Here is a 17139-nt window from a genome sequence, read left to right on the forward strand (position 1 = left end):
CCCGAAAGGACACCCGTGTCACGCCGACGATCCCGGGCGGCCGCCTCGGCCCTGCTCGCCGCGACCGGCCTCGCCGGCGCCGTCCTGGTGGCGACCCCGGCCGCGCACGCCGCGGCCGGGTGCTCGGTCACCTACACGAAAACCTCCGAATGGCAGGGCGGCTTCGGCGCGTCCGTGTCGATCACCAACCTCGGTGACGCGATCGGCGGCGGGTGGACGCTGGAGTGGTCCTTCGCGTCCGGCCAGCAGGTGGGCCAGCACTGGAACGCGACGATCACCCAGGCCGGCACGGACGTCAGCGCGAAGAACGTCTCCTACAACGCGGACATCCCCACCGGCGGCAAGGCCGAGTTCGGCTTCAACGGCTCGTTCACCTCGGCCAACCCGGTCCCGTCGGCGTTCCGGCTCAACGGCACCCTCTGCACCGGCGGCGTCGAACCCACGACTCCGACCACGCCGACGACCCCGACCACCCCCACCACCACCCCGACGACGCCGACCACCACGACGACCCCGAACCAGCCCACCACCTTCACGAACCCGGTGCTGTGGCAGGACTTCGCCGACGTCGACATCATCCGCGTCGGCAACGCCTACTACTACTCGGCCTCGACGATGCACTACTCCCCCGGCGCGCCGATCCTGCGCTCCTACGACCTGGTGCACTGGGAGTTCGCCGGCCACTCCGTGCCCACCTTGGACTTCGGCGCGAAGTACGACATGGACGGCGGCCGCGGGTACGTGCGCGGCATCTGGGCGTCGTTCTTCAACCACCGCACCAGCAACGACACGTACTACTGGGGCGGCTGCATCGACTTCGCCAAGACCTACATCTACACCGCCACCGCGGTGGACGGCACCTGGTCGAAGCACACCACGATCGACAAGTGCTACTACGACGCGGGCATGCTCGTGGACGACGACGACACCATGTACGTCGCCTACGGCAACACCACCCTCAGCGTCGCCCAGCTCTCCAAGGACGGGAAGACCGAAGTCCGTTCGCAGCAGGTCTTCCAGACGCCGTCGAACATCGGCACCCTGGAAGGGTCGCGGTTCTACAAGCGGAACGGCAGCTACTACATCTTCGCGACCCGCCCGGCCAACGGCCAGTACATCCTCAAGGCGAGCAGCCCCTGGGGGCCCTACACCGTCCAGCAGGTGCTGCTGGACCTGCCGGGCCCGATCTCCGGCGGCGGCGTCCCGCACCAGGGCGGCCTGGTGCAGACGCAGAACGGCGACTGGTACTACCTGGCCTTCGTCGACGCCTACCCGGGCGGCCGCGTCCCCGCGCTCGCCCCGGTCACCTGGACGGCCGACGGCTGGCCGAAGCTGCAGACGGTCAACGGCCGCTGGGGCACGACCTACCCGGCGCCGAACCTGCCGCCGCCACCGCGTCAGGTCCAGCCGATGACCGGCACCGACACCTTCCCCGGTCCGGCGCTGAGCCCGCAGTGGGAGTGGAACCACAACCCCGACACCACGAAGTTCTCGGTCGGCAACGGGCTCAAGCTGTCGACGGCCACGGTCACCAACGACCTGTACTCCGCCCGCAACACCCTGACCCACCGGATCCAGGGGCCGTCCTCCACGGCCACCGCCACGCTCGACCTGACGTCGATGCGCGACGGCGACCGCACCGGGCTGGCGATGCTGCGGGACTCCTCGGCCTACATCGGCGTCAAGCGCGACAGCGGCCGCAACCGGGTGGTCATGGTCAACGGCCTGACCATGGACGGCAACTGGAACACGACCGGCACCGGCACGGAGGTCGCGAGCGCCGCCCTCTCGGGCAGCAAGATCTGGCTGCGCGCCACCGCCGACATCCGCCCCGGCACCGGCCGCCAGGCCCGGTTCTCCTACAGCACCGACGGAACGACGTTCACCCCGCTGGGCTCGGCGTTCACCCTCAACAACGCCTGGCAGTTCTTCATGGGCTACCGCTTCGCCGTCTTCAACCACGCCACCCAGGCGCTCGGCGGCGCGGTCACCCTCCAGCGGTTCGACTTGACCGAGCCATAGCCTCCCGGTGGTGCCGGCCCGGCTGCTCGCCGGGCACGGTGAAGGTCCGGTCGACCTGCCAGAACGCCTGCGTCGGCGGCTCAGGCACCGGCCGGTGCCTGGCCTTCCGCAGCGGCTCGGTCCGCGGTTCCGGGTTCGTGCGCGGCGAAGGGGCTTTCTGCTCCTTCGTCGGCACGCCCGCGTAGCGCAGCCGGGGCCGCAGGTGTTCCTGCTTCATGATCACGCTGTGCGGGGCCACGTGGGTGTGCTCGCCGATTTCGGCCCCGTACAACGGAACCGTGCCGTGCGCGAGCGTCGAGTGCGCCCCGACGTGAACGTGGTCGATCTTGAGCACGCGGTCCTCGAACGTGTGCGCCTGGAACATCGCGCTCACCGTCGCGCCGTCGCCGAAGTGCAGCATGTCGGGGTCCACGACCTGGGCGAACCCTTCGCCGAGCACGACCCGCTTGCCGATGTCCATGCCGATGCGGCGCAGGTAGAGCGGCAGCATCAGAGTGCCCTCCAGCGCCGAGAGCACGCCGCCGGCGATCACACCCCAAGCGACGTAGAGGAAATCCCACCGGCTGCACCAGCAGGACCACAGCGGGTGCACGCCCGGCTTGACCCGCCCGAGCAGCCCCCACTTCAGCGCGAGGACGACCAGGCACGGCAGGAGCCCGGTCACCACCGTCACCAGGGCGGCACCCGGGAAGAGGAACGCGGCGAGCGGCAGCACCTTCGCGGCGTAGGCGATCATGACGAACCAGGCGGTCGTCACGGCCAGCGGGACGACCGGGATCGCGAACCGCAGCCACTCCCAGAACACCCGCGTGACGACCCGCGCGAACGACGGGTCGTGGGTGAGGCTCCGGTCGGTCTCCACGATTTCGCGGCGGGGCAAGAGCATCGGCGGGTGGCCGAACCACGACGTGCCTTGCCGCATGATGCGGTCGTCGGCCACCGTGCAGACGCCGATCAGGATGTCCGGTGGCAGGTTCTGCCCGGCCGGGATGACGGCGTGGTTGCCCAGGAACGTGTCGTGCCCGAGCCGGACCGGCGCGAGCGTGACCGTGCCCTGCTGGATCCGGGGGCCGCCGAGGTAGATGCCGTCGGCGAAGAAGGTGTCCGGCCCGATCTCGACCAGTTCCGGGACGACGTCGATGATCGTGCTGATCTCGCAGCCGCGCCCGACCTTCATCCCGGCCCAGCGCAGCCACACCGGCCAGAACAGGCCGCCGGAGAGCCAGTTGCCGGCCGTGGTGACCAGGCCGGTCTTGAGGCTCACCCGGATGTAGGCCGGGCTCCAGCGGCTGATGACGCCTTCCTCGACGCGCCCGAGCGCCCGGGCGCAGAACGCCTCGGCCCAGACCCCGATCAGCAGCGACAGGCAGCTCGCCAGCGCGAAGACGAGCATGAACCCCACGTGCGCCCAGGGCCGGGTGACCGCCTCCAGCAGGGCCGGGTAGGTGACGTCGAACGCCAGCACCAGTGCCACCAGGACGATCGACAGCGGCAGCGCGAACACCCAGGTGAACAGCGCGCGGGCGGCGACGGTGGCGAGCCCGTGCACGAACGGCGAAAGCATGCTGCCCGTGACGACCGGAACCGGTGCTTGCGGGGCGGGGCCGGCGTCGTGCGCCGGGACACCGTCCCAGCGCCTGCCGTCGGGCACGGCGGTCCCCGACGGCAGCGACGACAACGCGGCCAGCCAGGAGCCGCGGCCGAGGCGCGTGTTGGGGGACATCCCCGCGCGGACGTCCACGGTGGCCCCGCCGGCCACGGTGACCCGGCCGATCACCAGGTGCCCCTCGGTCAGCTGGACCAGGCCGAGCTGGGCGTCCTGGGCGACGGTGGCGTCGTCGCCGATGTCCAGGAGGTCCCAGCCGCCCTGCACGACGTCGACACCGCGGTGGATGTGCACGCGCTTGCCGATCCGGGCGCCGAGCCGCCGCAGGGCCATGTTCTGGAACTCGGTGCCGGCGATGGTGCCCCACGGCACGAACCGCAGCAGGTGCCGCACGATCCACAGACGCAGGTGGAACCCGCTCCACACCGGTACCCGCATCGGCTCGAACTTCCCGATGAGCAGCCGTTTCGCGCGCACGGCGAAGAACACCGCGACCGGCGTCCAGCCGAACGCGACGGCCACCAGCGCGACCGGCAGCAGCACGATCAGCGGGACCAGGCCGATCCGCCCGGCCAGCCACGGCAGGGCGACGAACGCGGCGAACCAGCCGATCGGCGCGGCGATGGCCAGCTCCGCGGCCAGCCACGCCGCCTGGGCCAGGGTGATGGCGACCGCGCTGCGGGCCGGGGCGGCCACCGCGTCGATCTCGTCGTGGCTCACCGGGGCGGCCAGCTGCGCCAGCCCGGACACCGTGCGGGCGCGGTAGACGTCCCGGACGGCGATGGCTTCGGTGAGCGGATTGACCCGCAGCTTGGAGATGAGCATCGCGGCCTGCAGCGAGCTGCCGCCGAGGTCGTCGAAGAAGTCCTCGTCGAGCCCGATTTCCGGCGTTTCCAGCACTTCGCGGAGGGCGGCCGCGATGAACTCCTCGGTCTCGTTCCCGGCGGGCGGGGCCGGCTCGGCGGTGGGGCCTGCCGGGTGCCGCCGTCCGGTGGCCACCACCGGGAGGTCGTTGCGACGCAGCTTGCCCCCGGCGCTGCGCGGCAGGGTTTCGACCGCCGCGAAGACCGCCGGGATCATGTAGGCGGGCAGGACCTTGCGCAGGTGCTCCTTCAGTGCGGCGCTGCCGGGCATCGGGCCGTCCGGCACCAGGTGCGCGGCGATCACCTGCCCGGCGCCCTCGCCCTGGACCCGGCAAGCCGCCTCGCGCACGCCGGGGAACCGGGCCAGCGACGCCTCGATGGCCTCGAGCTCGATCCGGTAGCCGCGCAGCTTGACCTGGGAGTCGATGCGGCCGTGGTAGTAGAGCGTGCCGTCGGGTGCGGCGTGCACGAGGTCGCCGGTGCGGTAGAGCCGCCCGAACCGCGGGTGGAGCGGGAACTTCCCGGCGGTGAGGTCCGGCTTGCCGTGGTAGCCCAGCGCCAGGCCGGCGCCGCTCATGCACAGCTCGCCCTTCTCCCCCGGCGCGACGGGCTCGAGCCGCTCGTCGAGGACCAGGGCCCGCATGCCCGGTACCGGCTTGCCGACGGCCACCGGCCGCCCCGGCACGACGTCGGCGCGCAGGCAGGTCACCGTGCACTCGGTCGGCCCGTAGCCGTTGACCATCCGGCGGCCCGGGGCCCAGCGCTCGGCGACGTCGTCGGGCAGCGCCTCGCCGCCGACGTAGAGCAGGCGCAGGTCGGGCAGCTCCCGCCGCGGGTCCTCGCACGCCGTGGCGCGCAGCAGGGTGGGCGGCGGGCAGAGCACGGTGACCCGCTCGCGCCGCAGCCACGGGACGAGGTCGGGGCCGAGCCGCGCGGTCTCGTCGTCCATCACCACGACGGTGGCGCCGCAGGCCCAGGCCATCCACGCCTCCTCGACCGAGGAGTCGTAGGCGGGCGAAGACCCCTGGGCGACCCGGTCCCCCGGCCCGAGGCCGAACTCGGCGACGTCCGACCGGATCAGGTTGACCACGCCCTGGTGGCCGATGAGCACGCCCTTCGGCTTGCCGGTGGTCCCCGAGGTGTAGATGACGTAGGCGAGCCCGGGCGGTGCGGCGGGCGTGATCATGGGCTGCGCGGCGGGCTCGGCCGGGCCGTCGACGCGCTGCACCGCCCCGGTGTAGCCGGCCCGCAGCGCCCGTTCGTGCCCCGCCTGGTCGGTGACGAGCAGCGCGGGCGTGGCGTCGCCGAGGATGTGGCCCAGCTGTTCGTCGGGGAACGACGGGTCGACGCAGACGTAGGCCGAGCCGGCCCGCAGCACGCCGAGCTGCGCCAGGTAGAGGTCCTCGGTGGCGCGGGACAGCAGGATCGCCACGATCCCCGGCCGCCGCACGGCGTGCCGCACCGCGCGGGCGACGGCCGAGGACCGGCGGTGCAGGTCGCGGTAGGTGACGGTGCGCCGCGGCCGCCCGCCCGACGGCGGGAGGTCGACGGCGATCGCGTCCGGCCACCGGCGGGCCGACTGCTCGAAGAAGTGGTGCAGGAGCGGGGCCTCGACGGTCCCGCCCGGCTGGAGTGCCTCGCTCAACTCCTCACGCCCCGACGGGTTCGGCGAGGTGGCCGTCGAGCACGGCCAGCAGGTACGGCGAGAGCAGCGCGCGCAGGTCCTCGCGCCGCTGCGGCTTCAGGTAGCGGAAGCCCTGGACGACGCGTTCGCAGCGGTCGCTGCCGCACCGGCAGTCGAACGGTTCGGCCATGTCGTACTCGGTGGTGGCGTAGTGGAAGGTGATCTCCGACCAGGCGGGGATCGGGCGCAGGCTGAGCACCGAGCGGTCGCGGATCACCGCGGCCGGCTCGCAGGCGTGGTTCATGAACCGCCAGTAGTAGCGGTCCAGCACCTCCTCCAGCGGACAGCCGGCCGGCATGTCGACGTGGCGCCGCTCGTCGAGCTGGACGGTGAAGCGCGTCGGCGTCGCCGTGAGCTCGCCTTCGAGGGTGAACAGCAGGGTGCCTGCCGGCACGGCCTGGTTGGTGACCAGCCGGTACTCACCCTCGCTGCGGACGACGGCCGCGCGCCGCGCTTCGATGATGTCAGTCATCCGTGACCTCCGGGGAAATCGATCGTCTGCCCGGACCCACGGGTGCCGGACCGGCGGAGTTCACGGCCGTCACCCGGGCGTTCTCAGGATCCTCTCAACGACCGGCTGCTAACCGATCACCGCCGAACCGGCCGCCGCCGTCCTGGCCGCCGCCGGCCGGCAGCGGTCGCTCACCCAGGGCGGCCGGCGATGAGCATGACCCGCGCGGCGGCGCCCGCATCGGCGGCTGAGGTCCCGGCCGGTGTCCCGGAGCCGGCGGGCCCCTGGACACCGGCCGACCCGCGCGGCTGCCCGAAGACCCCGGCCGCGAAGGCGAGCAGGTGCGGCAGCGTCGCCCGGGCGGTGCGCCAGGTGTGGCCGGCGCCGTCCTCGGTGTGCACCACCGCCTGCTGTCCTCGGGCCCGGAACGCCTCCCCGATCCGGCGCGCGTCGGCCACGTCGCCGGGCGCTCCCGCGCCCGCCGCGAGGAAGGCCGCGACCGGCCGCGGGAACGGCATCGTGCGCAGGTACTCCCTCGGGGTGTTGGCGCTCGCCGACGCGCCGAGCGCCTTCCCGTTCTCCGGCGTGTCGTAGGGCATGCTCAGCAGCAGCGAGCCGAACTCGGAGCTGTGCCGCAAGCCGATGTTCAACGCCGCGAACGCGCCGGCGGACATGCCGCCGAGCGCGCGGTGCCCGCGGTCGGCCAGCGTCCGGTACCGGCGGTCGATCGCGGTCACCACGCTGCGGGCCAGGTACGTCTCCAGCCGCGGCCCGCCCGGGACGTCGAGACCTTCCCAGTTGCGCCCCGGTCTGCCCGCGCTGAGGTCGACGCTCACCACGATCATCGGCGGGAGCGCCCGGTTCCGGTAGAACAGCCGCAGCGTCCCCGGGGCGTCGCCCGCCGCCAGCCAGTCCTCGGGGCCGCCGGGGCTCCCGTGGACCAGGTAGACGACCGGGTACCGGCGGTGCGCGTTGACCGCGTCGGTGTAGCCCGGCGGGAGGAGCAGGAAGTTCCGGCCGGACAGCACGGCGTTGGCCGGGTCGGCGATGACCATCCGCTCCACGAGCGGGGCGTCCGGGTCGGCCGGGTCGGCGAGCCGGATCCGCTGGGTCCCGGGCATCGACCCTTCGTCCTCGAACACCCGGCCGATCCCGTGGAAGGGGCCGCCGCCGCGCTGCAGCAGCAGCACCAGGTCCGGCCCCGAGCGCACGTAACCGACGCGGGCGTTGACCGCGGCGGTCGTGGTCAGCAGGACGCACACCGCGGTCACGGCGACGCCGCACCGCCGCGCGCCGGTGCGGCGGCGCACCAGGAAGGTGACCGCCACGCACGCGAGCGTCACCGCCGCGCAGGCGAGCCAGGTCCACGGCGACTCGAGCGGGCCGGCCTCCCTGGCGTGGCGGGCCACCTCGGCCGGCACCGACGGGCTCATCGCACGGGCCGGCCGGGCGCCCGGTCTTGCCTGTCCACAGCGGACTCCTTCCGTCTGCCCACCATCGTGGGTGCCGCCGGCGGCCCGCCGGTACCGGTGACCCGGCCCGAACTCCCCGCCGACCGGCCGGCGCGCTCCAGCCGGTCGGCGGTCGCCGGTCGCCGGGCTCCGGGTGGCGGGCCCCGGCCGGTCCCGGCGAGACTGGGCGCATGGTGCGAGTGGTCGTCGTCGACGACGAGGAGCTGGTGCGGTCGGGCTTCCGGCTGATCCTGCAGGCGGCGGGCGACATCGAGGTCGTGGCGACCGTCACCGGCGCGCAGGCGGTCAAGGAGGTGGGCCTGCAGCGCCCCGACGTCGTGCTGCTCGACATCCGGATGCCCGACGTCGACGGCCTGACCATCCTGCGGCAGCTGCGCGGGCTGGCGAGCCCGCCGGTGGTGGCCATGCTCACCACGTTCGACTCCGACGAGTACATCGCCACCGCCCTGCGCTCCGGCGCGGCCGGCTTCATCCTCAAGGACACCGCGCCGGAGCAGCTCGCCCAGCTCGTCCGCACGCTGGCCGCCGGCGGCGTCGTCCTGTCGCCGAAGGTCACCCGCACGGTCGTGGACGGCTACCTCGACTCCGGTGCCGGCTCCTCGGCGGCCGCCCAGGTCGGCGCGCTGTCCGAGCGCGAACGCGCGGTGCTCGTCCTCATCGCCGACGGGCTGTCCAACACCGACATCGCGAAGCAGATCCACGTCAGCGTCGGCACCGTCAAGGACCACGTCTCGGCCATCCTGACCAAGCTCCACGTCGGCAGCCGGGTGCAGGCCGCCCTGGTGGCCCAGCGCGCGGGCCTGCTCGCCGACGGCGGGCCGGTGTCGTGAACCGGGCGCAGACCGCGCTCGCCGACGCCGGGCTGATCGCCCTCGCCGCCCTCGACGCCGCGTTCAACCAGCCCACCGCGCCCTGGGAGATCGGCGCGGCGGTGCTGGCCGTCGGCGTGCTGCTCGTCCGGCGGCGGTGGCCCGTGCCCGCCTTCGTGCTCACCCTGCCCGCGCTCGTCCTGGTGGGGTCGGTGATCGCGACGCTCGTCGCGCTCTACGTGGTCGCCGTGCGGTACGCGAACCGGGCGCTGCTCACCGCCTGCGGCCTGCTGGCCGCGGTCGGCTACTTCATCCCGGGTCTCGAATTCGAGTACCAGCGCACCGACCTCGCGCTCACCCTCATCTACGCGACGATGACCGCGGCGGCCCCGATCTTCTTCGGCAGGCTGGTCCACGCGCGGCAGGAACTGGCGCTGCGGCTGGAGGACATCCGCCAGGCGCGCGAGCACGAGCGGGAGCTGGACGCCCAGGCGATCCTCGCCGCCGAGCGCAACCAGCTCGCCCGCGAGATGCACGACGTCGTCTCCCACCAGGTCAGCCTGATCGCGGTCCAGGCGGGCGCGATGGGCGTGTCCACCCGGGACCCGGACCTGAAAGCGGCGGCCGAGAACGTCCGGCGGCTGTCGGTGGACACGCTCGACGAGCTGCGGCACATGGTCAACCTGCTGCGCGCCTCCGGCAGCCCGGCCACCGGACTGGCCCCGCAGCCGACCCTGTCCGACCTGGACCGGCTGATCGACGGCAGCGGCATCGAATGCCGCCTCGCCGGCACCGCGCCGAGCGGGATCGACACGGCCGTCCAGCGCACCATCTACCGCACCGTGCAGGAAGCGCTGACCAACGTCCGCAAGCACGCCCCGGGCAGCACGGCGACCATCGAGTTCGCCCAGGAGGACACCGACCTCACGGTGACCGTCGCCAACACCGCGCCCACCCGGCCGACCCTGCCGCTGCCCAGCGCCCGGCACGGGCTCGTCGGCCTCCAGGAGCGCGCCGCCCTGCTCGGCGGCACGGTCCGGGCGGGTCCGCGCCCCGACGGCGGCTACCGGCTGCAGCTGCGCCTGCCGCTGCCCGCCCGGCGCCATCAGTCTCTTTAGGACAGAGTTTCTTTAGGACAGTCCTGTGTGGACTCTCCGCCGCCGTCCGAAACCGAGGTCTCATGAACGCCCTGTTCCTCGCGATCGCCGCCGCGCTGGTGGTCCGGTCGCTGCTGGCCACGCGGCTGGACCGCTGGTACCTCGGCGCGCCGCTGGTCATGGTGCTGGCCGGGGTCGCGACCGGCCTCGTCATCGAGGACTCGATCAGCGCCGTGCTCAACACCCAGGCCGTGCAGCAGGTCGCCGAGATCATCCTCGCCGTGCTGCTGTTCACCGACGCCACCGAGGTGCGCGGCGGACGGCTCCGGGGCAGCTCGCCGGGGTCGGTCGCCCGGCTCCTGCTGATCGCGCTGCCGCTGAGCCTCGGCCTGGCGATGGTGCTGGGCTGGGCGCTGTTCCCCGGCCTGTCCTGGCCGGTGCTGCTGCTGATCGCCGGGGTCGTCATGCCGATCGACTTCGCCCCGGCCGAACGGCTGGTCCGCGACCGGGCCGTCCCGGCGCGCGTGCGCAGCGTCGTCAACGTCGAGAGCGGCTACAACGACGGGATCGTCTCCCCGCTGTTCCTCTTCGCCCTCGTCCTGGCGGGTGACCAGGACCAGCACCGGACGCCGTTGGCGGCGCTGGGGACCGTGGTGCCGTTCGCGCTGAAGGCCGTCGTCGCCGGGGTGGTGATCGGCGCCCTGCTGGCGTGGCTGATGGACCGGGCGCAGCGCCGGAACTGGATGACCGGGCAGTCCTCGCGCATCGCGGTCCTGCTCGCGCCGCTGCTGACCTACACGGTCACCGTCGGCATCGACGGCAACGGCTTCGTCGCCTCCTTCGTCTGCGGCATCGCGTTCCGCTACGTGCACCGGCAGGCGCAGGCGCGCTTCCTCCGCAGCGCGCCCGCCGGGCAGCGCACCGGCGGGCTGGTCCTCGGTCCGGACCTGCGGCTGCTGGAGGACGTCACCACGCTGCTGACCACGGTCATGTGGTTCATGGTGGGCGTGTCGGCCGTGCTCATCGTCGTGCTGGGCGTCTCCTGGCAGGTGGTGCTGTTCTGCGCGGTGGCCCTCACCCTGGCCCGCGTGCTGCCGGTGTACCTGTCCCTGGCCGGCTCGGCGTTCTCGCCCCGCGAGCGGCTCCTGGTGGGCGTGCTCGGCCCGCGCGGGACGACGTCGATCGTGTTCGGGCTGCTGGCGTTCAACCGCCTGCCGGAGGGCGGGACCGCGGACACCATCCTGACGATCACGGTGACGTGCGTCCTCGGCAGCGTGCTGCTGCACGGAGCCGGCGCCGAACCGGCGAAGCGCTTCCTGCGCGAGCCGGGCCCACCGGTCGGCGCGAGCGGAGGGCAACGGCGGAAGTCCACAGCATCGCGGTGATCACGCCGGCGGCGAGGGTGAGGCTGCCGGCCCGGCCGCCGCTCATCGCCCAGGCGTTGCCGAGCAGGAGCGCGGTCCCGGCAGGAGCCCGGCCGCGACCGTCCCGGCGCCGTAGGCAGCAAGCAGCCGGGACACCGCGCCGACAGCGGAGCCGCGAGGGCGAGGCAAGTCAGGCGCGCGGAGCCGGCGCCGAACCGGCGAAGCGCTTCCTGCGCGAGCCGGGCCGGGCGGTCACCGAGACCGGGCAGGCCGGTCCTTCCGGGGCCGGTTTGGGCGGTTTCAGAAGGTGACGCCGGCTTCGGCGGCCGCGTCGTCGTCGAGGAAGTCCTGCTCGATGCGCGGGGAGGCGTGGACGCACATCATCCGCAGCGGCTCGGGGCCGACGGCCCGGAACGCGTGCGCGGTGCCCGCGCCGACGACCACGACGTCGCCCCGGCTCGCCAGGCCCTCGCCGTCGGCGGTGCGGAAGAGCGCCTGGCCGGCGAGCACCACCCAGGTCTCGGAGTACGGGTGGACGTGGGCGTCCGGGCCCTGGCCTTCGGTGTTGTGGACGTGGAAGAAGGAGATGCCGGAGCCGTAGGCCTCGCCTTCGAACCGGGCCGTGCGCCCGCTGCCGATGCGCAGGTCGTCTTCCTTCGCGATGACCACCATGGGGGATCCTTTCCGGTCGGTTTTCGTTCCGGAGGTGATCTTCGGGCGGGCAGGGGTCCGGGGGCATCCGTGGTGACCACGGAATCCACCACGGACATCGGGCACGGGTGGGGCATACTCGGGCCATGCCGACCGCGCCGACGATCTCGCAGCGCGAGGTACTGCCGGCGCCGGCGGACCGGCTGACCAACGCGGAGATCGGCACGGGCCTGGCCGGCCGCCTCCCCGAAGCGGGCGCGGCGTTCACCCCTGGCCGGTTCAACGGCTACGCGGCGGAGCCGGCTGCGGTCTTCGAAGCGCAGGCACCGTGACCGGCGACCGGCTCCTGGAGGTCCTCCGCGACCTTCGGGCGGCAAGCACGGCCGAGGGCCGGTGGCGGCTGAGCGGGAAGACCTGGCACGCGATCGTGACCGTCGAACCGGACCGCTGGCTCGGCGTCGAGTTCGAGGCTCGCGACCCGGTGACCGGCCGCCGCGCGACCTACGACATCGACACCGATCTGTACGACATTTCGCGGGAAGACCAGCGCGAGTTCGCCGGGGCGATCGAACGCGACATCATCGAATTCCTCGGGAACCTGGAAAAGGGCGCGGTGCTGCGCGGGACCGACGGGGCGAAGTTCGTGCTGGTGTTCCCGTTGGACGGTGCCTACGTCCGTGTGGTCCAGGGCCGCTTCCTGACGAAGGCTTCGACGCACCCCGACCTCACCGCGGCCCGGACCGGCGACGGCGGCTACGTCCCCCTGGACTGAAGGCACCGCGGCGTTGGTGCGGGGCGGCCTCGGCGCGGGCGAACCGGCCACCGTCGCCGGGCGGATCTTCCCCGGCGTTTGTCCGCGCCGTGAGCGGGTACACCCGGGTCGTGATTGCGCTGCGGCGAACCCGGCTCTGCGCGGTGGCCGCCGTCGTCGCGGTCGCGGCACTGACGGCGGCCTGCGGCGCCGACCCCCGGGCCGAGACCGTGCACGCCGGGCGGGAAATCCGCGGCCAGCTCGAACTCCTGCGGCTCGTCGTGACCGCCGACCGGGCCGAGGTGCCGCCCGTGCCCAGCCTCTCGGTCACCGTCCGCGACGCGGCCGACGAACTCGGCGCGGCCGGCCAGGACGTCGGCGCACTGACCGACGACCGGGCCCGCGCTGCACTGGCGTCGATCACCGACCGCGCGGTCGCGGTGGCCCACCGGCTCGACGACGGCCTCGGCGACGGCACCGACGCGGGGCTCGACGAGATCGACGCCGAACTGCAGGGCCTCATCGGCGAGCTGGCCCGCTGGGGCGTGACCTCGTGAGCAAGAAGTTCCTCGCTGTCACCCTCGGGATCCTCACCGCGGTCGGCGGGTTCGTCGACATCGGCGACCTCGTCGAAAGCGGCGTCGTCGGCGCCCGCTACGGGATGGCGATGGTCTGGGTGACCGCCCTCGGCGTGCTCGGCATCTGCGTCTACGCCGACATGTCCGGGCGGGTCGTGGCGGTGTCCGGGCGCCCGGTGTTCGACCTGATCCGCGAACGCCTCGGCCCGCGGATGGCGCTGCTCAACCTCGCCGGCTCGTTCCTCATCACGCTGCTGACGGTGTGCGCGGAGATCGGCGGCGTCGCGATCGTCATCGAGCTGGCGTCCGGGGTCGACCGGCTCGTCTGGGTGCTGCCGATCGGCGTGCTCGTCTGGCTGGTGGTCTGGCGGGTCGGCTTCGAGCGGATGGAAACCGGGTTCGGCCTCGGCGGGCTCGCCATCGGCGTGTTCGCCGTGGCGGTGTTCTTCCTGCACCCGGACTGGTCGTCGCTCGGCGCGCAGGTCGCCGGGCTCGCCCCGCCGCCCGACCAGGCGCTGCCGACCTACGCCTACCACGCGGTGGCGCTGTTCGCGTCGGCGATGACGCCGTACGAGGTGTTCTTCTTCTCCTCCGGCGGCGTCGAAGAAGGCTGGACGGTCAAGGACCTGTCCGTCCAGCGCGCCAACGTGCTGCTCGGGTTCCCCCTGGGCGGGCTGCTCGCCGTGGCCGTGATGGCGTGCGCGGCCACCGTGCTGTTCCCGGCCGGGGTCGACGTCAGCCAGGTCAGCCAGATCGTGCTGCCGGTGACGCTCGCGCTGGGCACCGCGGGCCTGGTGATCGTCCTGATCGGCATCTTCGCCGCGACGTTCGGCGCGGCGCTGGAGACCGGGCTGTCGTCGGGGTACATGCTGGCGCAGTACTTCGGCTGGGACTGGGGCAAGCGCCGCGCGCCGCGCAACGCCGCCCGCTTCCACCTCACCGTCGGAGCCGGTCTGCTGGTCGCGGTGCTGGTGGTGCAGACCGGCCTCGACCCGGTCGGCCTGACCGAGATCTCGCTGATCTTCTCCGCGGTGGCGCTGCCGCTGACGTACCTGCCGGTGCTCATCGTCGCCAACGACCGCGAGTACCTCGGCAAGCACGCCAACGGTCGCTTCAGCAACGTCGTCGGGTTCGGCATGCTGGTCGTCATCGCCGTCGCGGCGCTGGTGGCGATCCCGCTGATGATCTTCACCGGAGCCGGCCGATGAACCCCGACCTCGGCCCCATCGATCTCGGCGACGCCCTGCTCGACCGGCAGATCATCGGCGAAGACGGCACGGTGGTCGGCAAGGTCGACGACCTCGAATTGCGGGCGGAGGGCGGGACGTACGTCGTGGACGCGCTGCTGGTGGGTCCCGAAGCTCTGGCCGACCGCCTCGGCGGCCCGATCGGCAGGCTCCTGCGGCACCTCGGCCGCGGCTTCCGCGCCCAGGCGCCGCAACGCATCCCGCTGAACGCCGTCCGCCGCATCGAACCGACGATCGTGGTGACGACGGCCGTCGCCCAGGCGACGGACAGCCCGTCGGAGGACTGGCTGCGCCGCCGCATCATCGGCCGGATCCCGGGAGCGAACCGTGCGAGCCGGTGAGCTGATCGGCCGCCCGGTCCGCGACGCGGCCGGCCGCGACCTCGGCGCGATCCGCGACCTCCGCGCGGAACCGGCCCCGGGCGCCGACGGGCTGCCGCGGCTGGTGGTGCGCGGGGTGATCGTCGGGCGCACGCGGGTCCGGTTGTTCGGTTACCAGCGGCACGACCAGCGGGGGCCGGCTCCGCTGGTGGCCCTGATCCGCCTGCTGCACCGGCACAGCCGGTACGTGGCCTGGGAAGACCTGGACCTGTCGGACACCGAGGTCCGCGTCCGGCGGCGGTTCGAGGAGCTGGGCCCGCTCGATCGGCACTGAGCGCGGGTCAGTGACCTCCGGGGCCGCAACTGTCAGGGCAAGCCGGCGAGATCGGCCAGCAGGTTCATGTGGTGGTCGAAGTACTCGGCGCGCGCCCGGACCATGTCGTCGAGCCGGTGGAAGACCTCGAAGTTGACCTGGCCGAACAGGTGCGTCCACGCGAGCAGCGCCCGGTCCAGGCGCTCCTCCGGCAGCTCGGTGGCCACCTCGTCGATCAGGCGCCGCAGGTCGGCGCGCACGGGCCCGGGCAGCGGGCCGCCGGGCGGGCTCGCCTTCTCCGGCAGGTCGCCGACGATGGCGGCGAGCAGCAGGACCACCTTCGACGCCGGAGCCACGGTTTCCGGCGGGGCCGCGTAGCCGGGCACCGGACTCCCGTACAGGAGACCGTATTCGGCCGGGTGCGCGAGCGCCCAGGACCGCACCGCGTGGCACACCGCCAGCCACCGGCCGCGCAGGTCGTCGCGCGGGAGCGCGGCTTCAGCGTCTTCGGCCGCCGTGCCCAGCCCCTCGTAGGCGTCGAGGATCAACGCGGTCAGCAGGGCGTCGCGGCTCGGGAAGTACCGGTACAGCGCGGACGGGACGATGTCCATGTCCCTGGCCACGGCCCGCAGCGACAGGTTCGCGCCCTCCGCGGCGAGGCGGCGGCGGGCCGTTTCCTTGATCTCCTGGTGCATTTCCGACCGGACCCGGGCGCGCAGTGAAGAGGCGGACATGCCCCCAGTGTCGCACAAGGCGAGAACACCCGAACTTGCCGAGAACAGTGTTCTTGACAGGTCTCTCCCCTGGTCAGTACGGTGTTCTTGTTCGAGAACACTGTTCTCGCCTGGGTGGAAAGGTGGTCGTCATGTCCCTGCACGTCGTCGTCGGAGCCGGCCCGGTCGGTTCGGCCACCGCCCGCTTGCTCGCTTCCCGCGGCGAAGAAGTTCGCCTGCTCACCCGCAGCGGCCGCGGTCCGGAGGTCGACGGCGTCGAGCGCGTCGCCGCGGACGCCACCGACTCCGCCACCCTCGCGAGGCACACCGAAGGCGCGGTCGCGCTGTACAGCTGCGGCGGCCCCGCCTACCACCGCTGGAGCACCGGCTGGCCGCCGCTCGGCGCGGCGCTCTTGCGGGCGGCCGAGGTGAGCGGCGCCGTGCTCGTCACGACCGGCAACCTGTACGCCTACGGTGCCGTGGACGGCCCGATCACCGAGCAGCTGCCGATGCGGCCGAACTCGGTGAAGGGCGCGGTGCGGGCCAAGCTGTGGGCGGACGCGCTGGCCGCGCACGAAGCCGGCCGCATCCGCACGGCCGACGTGCGCGGGTCCGACTACCTCGGCGCGGGCGCGCTGTCGTTGTTCACCGCCGTGGTCCTGCCGAAGGTGCTCGCCGGCAAGCGGGCCTCGCTGCCGGCCGACCTGGACGCGCCGCACAGCTGGACCCACGTCGGCGACGTGGCCCGCACCCTGGTCGCGGTCGCGGCCGACGAGCGGGCCTGGGGCCGGCCGTGGCACGTGCCGACCGCACCGGCGGTGTCGATCCGCCGGCTCGCCGAGCGCGCCGCGGAACTGGCGGGCGCACCGGCGCCCCGCCTCGCCGTGCTGCCCGGCTGGGCGCTGCGCCTGGCCGGGCTCTTCGACCCGATCGCCCGCGAGACGGTGGAGATGCAGTACCAGCTGCGCCGGCCGTTCGTCCTCGACTCATCGGCCGCGACGGCGGCGTTCGCCATCGAGCCGACCCCGACCGACGCCGCACTGAAGGAGACGATCGACGGGCTGCGGGAACCCGCTCGCGCCTAGACGAGTGATGCGTGAGTCCGGTTGGTGGTCGGGCGAAGCCCAGAAATCATGGAGCTGGGTGGTCATCCCGTCGCCTGAGGCCGTCAAATCACTTTGAGCCGGGCCCGCAACCC

Annotated in this window: 16 protein-coding genes; 11 read left to right on the plus strand and 5 right to left on the minus strand. The window is 73.2% G+C overall.

Annotated features, from left to right (window positions below; translation table 11 throughout):
• The first annotated feature begins 15 nt into the window (after positions 1 to 15).
• The gene (locus tag ACWEGE_RS32865; RefSeq protein WP_449664340.1) at positions 16 to 2022 is read left to right on the plus strand and encodes a family 43 glycosylhydrolase; all 2007 of its coding nucleotides are present in this window, start codon (positions 16 to 18) and stop codon (positions 2020 to 2022) included.
• Here ACWEGE_RS32865 and ACWEGE_RS32870 read toward each other — a convergent pair.
• The 3 genes from ACWEGE_RS32870 to ACWEGE_RS32880 all read right to left on the minus strand — a co-directional run bounded on the left by ACWEGE_RS32870 (position 1988) and on the right by ACWEGE_RS32880 (position 8047).
• Positions 1988 to 6136 carry an amino acid adenylation domain-containing protein gene (locus ACWEGE_RS32870; protein WP_449664341.1) on the minus strand — a complete coding sequence of 1383 codons (4149 nt, stop codon included), beginning with the start codon at positions 6134 to 6136 and terminating at the stop codon, positions 1988 to 1990. The genes ACWEGE_RS32865 and ACWEGE_RS32870 overlap by 35 nt on opposite strands.
• A gap of 4 nt (positions 6137 to 6140) precedes the next feature.
• Positions 6141 to 6647 (minus strand): SET domain-containing protein-lysine N-methyltransferase, encoded by a 507-nt coding sequence (locus ACWEGE_RS32875; RefSeq protein ID WP_449664342.1) that lies wholly within the window; start codon positions 6645 to 6647, stop codon positions 6141 to 6143.
• A gap of 170 nt (positions 6648 to 6817) precedes the next feature.
• Complete coding sequence (locus ACWEGE_RS32880) at positions 6818 to 8047, minus strand: alpha/beta hydrolase (RefSeq protein ID WP_449664343.1); 1230 nt, start codon at positions 8045 to 8047, stop codon at positions 6818 to 6820.
• A 221-nt stretch (positions 8048 to 8268) separates the two neighbouring features.
• Between ACWEGE_RS32880 and ACWEGE_RS32885 the strand changes: the two genes are divergently transcribed.
• The 3 genes from ACWEGE_RS32885 (at position 8269) to ACWEGE_RS32895 (ending at position 11389) form a co-directional block, all read left to right on the plus strand.
• Entirely contained in the window at positions 8269 to 8928 is a 660-nt protein-coding gene (locus ACWEGE_RS32885) for a response regulator (protein ID WP_449664344.1), read from the plus strand.
• Complete coding sequence (locus ACWEGE_RS32890; RefSeq protein WP_449664345.1) at positions 8925 to 10025, plus strand: sensor histidine kinase; 1101 nt, start codon at positions 8925 to 8927, stop codon at positions 10023 to 10025. Before ACWEGE_RS32885 ends, ACWEGE_RS32890 begins: the two co-directional genes overlap by 4 nt.
• 62 nt (positions 10026 to 10087) lie before the next feature.
• Entirely contained in the window at positions 10088 to 11389 is a 1302-nt protein-coding gene (locus tag ACWEGE_RS32895) for a cation:proton antiporter (RefSeq protein ID WP_449664346.1), read from the plus strand.
• 279 nt (positions 11390 to 11668) lie between these two features.
• Here the strand turns inward: ACWEGE_RS32895 and ACWEGE_RS32900 are convergent, their stop codons facing one another.
• Entirely contained in the window at positions 11669 to 12040 is a 372-nt protein-coding gene (locus ACWEGE_RS32900; RefSeq protein WP_449664347.1) for a cupin domain-containing protein, read from the minus strand.
• 125 nt (positions 12041 to 12165) lie between these two features.
• Here ACWEGE_RS32900 and ACWEGE_RS32905 point away from each other — a divergent pair, with 125 nt between their 5' ends.
• The 6 genes from ACWEGE_RS32905 (at position 12166) to ACWEGE_RS32930 (ending at position 15249) form a co-directional block, all read left to right on the plus strand.
• Positions 12166 to 12351, plus strand: coding sequence for a hypothetical protein (locus ACWEGE_RS32905; protein WP_449664348.1), 186 nt, complete (start codon positions 12166 to 12168; stop codon positions 12349 to 12351).
• On the plus strand, positions 12348 to 12791 hold the full coding sequence (locus ACWEGE_RS32910) for a hypothetical protein (RefSeq protein WP_449664349.1): 444 nt from the start codon (positions 12348 to 12350) through the stop codon (positions 12789 to 12791). The genes ACWEGE_RS32905 and ACWEGE_RS32910 overlap by 4 nt, the downstream gene beginning before the upstream one ends.
• A gap of 89 nt (positions 12792 to 12880) precedes the next feature.
• Positions 12881 to 13327, plus strand: a complete 447-nt coding sequence (locus ACWEGE_RS32915) for a hypothetical protein (protein ID WP_449664350.1) — start codon at positions 12881 to 12883, stop codon at positions 13325 to 13327.
• Positions 13324 to 14556 (plus strand): NRAMP family divalent metal transporter, encoded by a 1233-nt coding sequence (locus tag ACWEGE_RS32920; RefSeq protein ID WP_449664351.1) that lies wholly within the window; start codon positions 13324 to 13326, stop codon positions 14554 to 14556. The genes ACWEGE_RS32915 and ACWEGE_RS32920 overlap by 4 nt, the downstream gene beginning before the upstream one ends.
• Positions 14553 to 14936 (plus strand): PRC-barrel domain-containing protein, encoded by a 384-nt coding sequence (locus ACWEGE_RS32925; protein ID WP_449664352.1) that lies wholly within the window; start codon positions 14553 to 14555, stop codon positions 14934 to 14936. The genes ACWEGE_RS32920 and ACWEGE_RS32925 overlap by 4 nt, the downstream gene beginning before the upstream one ends.
• A complete protein-coding gene (locus tag ACWEGE_RS32930) occupies positions 14923 to 15249 on the plus strand; it encodes a hypothetical protein (protein WP_449664353.1) in 327 nt (108 codons plus the stop codon). Before ACWEGE_RS32925 ends, ACWEGE_RS32930 begins: the two co-directional genes overlap by 14 nt.
• 32 nt (positions 15250 to 15281) lie before the next feature.
• Here ACWEGE_RS32930 and ACWEGE_RS32935 read toward each other — a convergent pair whose 3' ends face one another.
• Complete coding sequence (locus ACWEGE_RS32935; RefSeq protein ID WP_449664354.1) at positions 15282 to 15962, minus strand: TetR/AcrR family transcriptional regulator; 681 nt, start codon at positions 15960 to 15962, stop codon at positions 15282 to 15284.
• A 131-nt stretch (positions 15963 to 16093) separates the two neighbouring features.
• Between ACWEGE_RS32935 and ACWEGE_RS32940 the strand changes: the two genes are divergently transcribed.
• On the plus strand, positions 16094 to 17026 hold the full coding sequence (locus tag ACWEGE_RS32940) for an NAD-dependent epimerase/dehydratase family protein (protein WP_449664355.1): 933 nt from the start codon (positions 16094 to 16096) through the stop codon (positions 17024 to 17026).
• Positions 17027 to 17139 lie beyond the last annotated feature (113 nt).

The organism is Amycolatopsis sp. NPDC004747, from assembly GCF_053601335.1.